Genomic DNA, 2602 nt, shown 5'->3' on the forward strand with positions numbered 1-2602 from the left:
GCTCGGATCGGGGCAGCGGAACTCGACCCGCTTCGCCTTCGGGCTCGGGCTGTACATCGGAATGCGACAGCACGCCGAGCGATTGCGCTGCGAGTAGGCCAGGTTCACTGGGGCCTCGTAGCCCGGCACCAACCGCTTGTAGCTGTTGGTCGTCGGGTTCGAGAAGGCGAGGATCGACGGGGCATGCTTGAGCACGCCGCCGATCGCGTGAATCGCCATTTCGCTTAGGCCGGCATAGCCGCCGCCGGCGAAGAGCGGATTGCCGCCCTTCCAGAACGAGAAGTGGGTGTGCATGCCCGAGCCGTTATCGCCGAACAGCGGCTTTGGCATGAAGGTGACCGTTTTGTTGTGCTTCTTGGCCACGAGCTTGAGCACATACTTGTAGACGAGCACGCTGTCGGCCATTTTCACCAGCGGCTGGAACCGCATGTCGATTTCCGATTGCCCGGCCGTGGCCACCTCGTGGTGCTGGGCCTCGATGTCGATGCCGCAGTCGATGAGCGTCTGCATCATCTCGTTGCGGATGTCCATCATCTGGTCGGCCGGGGGCACCGGAAAGTAGCCTTCTTTGTAGCGGAGCTTGTTGCTGAGGTTCGGGCTTTCGACCCGGCCGCGGTTCCATTCCCCTTCGATGCTGTCGATGTGGTAGTAGCCTTCGTGTGCGTTCTGGTCGAACCGCACGTCGTCGAAGATAAAGAACTCAAGCTCCGGACCCATATAGGCCGCGTCGGCAATGCCCGTGCTCTTGAGATAGTTGACCGACTTGCGGGCGATGTTCCGCGGGTCGCGGCTGTAATCCTCGCGCGTGATCGGATCCTGGATGTTGCAGACCATGACCAACGTGGGCAGGGTCGTGAACGGATCGAGAAACGCCGTATCCGGCTCGGGCACGACGAGCATGTCGCTCTCGTTGATGGCCTGCCAGCCGCGGATGCTGGAGCCATCGAAGCCGAGGCCGTTTTCGAACACGTCTTCATCGAGCTTATTCACCGGGACGGTGAAGTGCTGCCAGATTCCGGGGAAATCCATGAACCGCAGATCAACCGCCTTGACGTCCTTTTCACGGCACAGCGCCAATACCTCTTTAGGCTTCACAGCGAGTCCCCTTTCCACAAAAGATTTTCAAAAGCTCGTTCGACAACATTGCCGACGACTCGACGCCCGACGCGGGCCTGAAGGCGGCGATGCCGCACCGAACATCGCTCATCTGGAAGCGCTGCCCGAGTGCTGGCACGCGAGATGCCTTAAATCCGTCGAGTTGTTCGCCGCGCTCGATCCGCGGAAACGACCATCATAAGGCATAATCCTTGGCTTGCAACGGGCTTGCGCGAGATTTTCCGCCGCGAAAACGCCGCGGAAATGCCAGCACCGGGGAAGGGGGAGTTGCGCGCGGATTATGCACGAAGTGAAAATTCGCTGAGCAGAGTTGCTAGCGAATCTAACCGGAGAAATTGCTCTTTCTCAAGACGCCGCCGCGGAATCGTCGGCTCGAATTCGTCAGGGGGAGACGGCCGATTCGGCGCGCTTCGCGGCCAGCGCGCTCTTCAGCCAGACGACGGCGGCAAAGACGCGGGCGGCACTGAAGCCGCGCCGCTCGAGTCGATCGAGAATCGCGGGCCGCGGCCCGTCGGCAAGCTGCGAGCCTCCTTTGGCCAACACGGCGTCTTCCGCCCACGCCCAAACTTCGTCGAACTCGGCGTGCGCAAGCGCAGGGAAGAAATCGGGCGACGATCTGACGATCAGTTCCGTTTTTCGCTGTTCGAGAGGCGGGTTTCTCATGGCGGCCGCTTCGGGTTCGTCGATTGGGTTGCGGGGCGGGCCCTAAATCGGCAGCCGGCCGCGCGATTGAACGTGAATGCCCGAGCGAGAGGCAACGCGCATATCCGAATAAAACCTAGGTCAAATCCTCGGGTTGTCAAATGAAATCCCCAGGCGACGCGTTTTGGGCGAGTTGACGATCGTCTGCCGCTTGCTCCCTGGTTGTCGGGATGCGAGAATCGCGGGCGCCGCGGCGATGTGCCGGGTCATGAAAGCGGCCGATCGACGTGTTTCTGATCGGCCGGTGGCAATCGGAGTTCGAGACAGCTATGAAAGTCATTCCCCTGGGGACGAATGTGGTCGTCAGGCGATTGGAGGCGGACGAGAAAACGGCGGGCGGAATTGTGCTCCCAGCCGTGGCACAGAACAAGTCGCGAGAGGGACGGGTGCTGGCGGTGGGGGATGGGCGCAGGCTCGCGAACGGCTCTAGGATTCCGCAACAGATTCGCGAAGGGGATCGGATCGTCTTCGGCGGCTATGCCGGCGTCGAAGTCCAGGTCGATGGCGAGTCGATGCTCATCATGAACGAAGACGACATCCTGGCGATTGTCACTTAGCGGTGGCTAGGAGTGTGGCCGGATTGAGCGAAATGATCGTTTCGTCCGGATGCCGAGCGACTTTCCCGCCCTGGCTGAATAAGTGCCGCGACGTACAATTGAGCGTTCGACCAACGAGGCGGCCTTAAAGCAATGGCGATATTCTCGCTCCCAAAGGCGAATAAATCGCCCTTATTCGCAGCTTTAAGTGCGTAGCGTCGGCGGGGAAGCAGAGTCAATGGCCATGT

Annotated in this window: 3 protein-coding genes; 1 reads left to right on the forward strand and 2 read right to left on the reverse strand. The window is 60.7% G+C overall.

The annotated features are described in order from the left end of the window. Positions 1–1095 (reverse strand): type I glutamate--ammonia ligase (gene glnA / locus VGY55_25460; GenBank protein ID HEV2973340.1); only part of this gene is annotated, 1095 nt, incomplete at its 3' end. Positions 1096–1497: 402 nt separating this feature from the next. Next, on the reverse strand, positions 1498–1779 hold the full coding sequence (locus VGY55_25465; protein HEV2973341.1) for a hypothetical protein: 282 nt from the start codon (positions 1777–1779) through the stop codon (positions 1498–1500). Between the two features lie 308 nt (positions 1780–2087). Between VGY55_25465 and VGY55_25470 the strand changes: the two genes are divergently transcribed. After that, positions 2088–2375, forward strand: a complete 288-nt coding sequence (locus VGY55_25470) for a co-chaperone GroES (protein ID HEV2973342.1) — start codon at positions 2088–2090, stop codon at positions 2373–2375. The last annotated feature ends 227 nt before the right edge of the window (positions 2376–2602 follow it).

It is taken from the genome of Pirellulales bacterium (assembly GCA_035939775.1).
Lineage (GTDB): Bacteria > Planctomycetota > Planctomycetia > Pirellulales > DATAWG01 > DASZFO01.

Excerpts from the sequence above, each read along its gene's own strand:
- VGY55_25470 (HEV2973342.1), top strand. The coding sequence starts at position 2,088 with ATGAAAGTCATTCCCCTGGGGACGAATGTGGTCGTCAGGCGATTGGAG.
- VGY55_25465 (HEV2973341.1), bottom strand. The coding sequence starts at position 1,779 with ATGAGAAACCCGCCTCTCGAACAGCGAAAAACGGAACTGATCGTCAGA.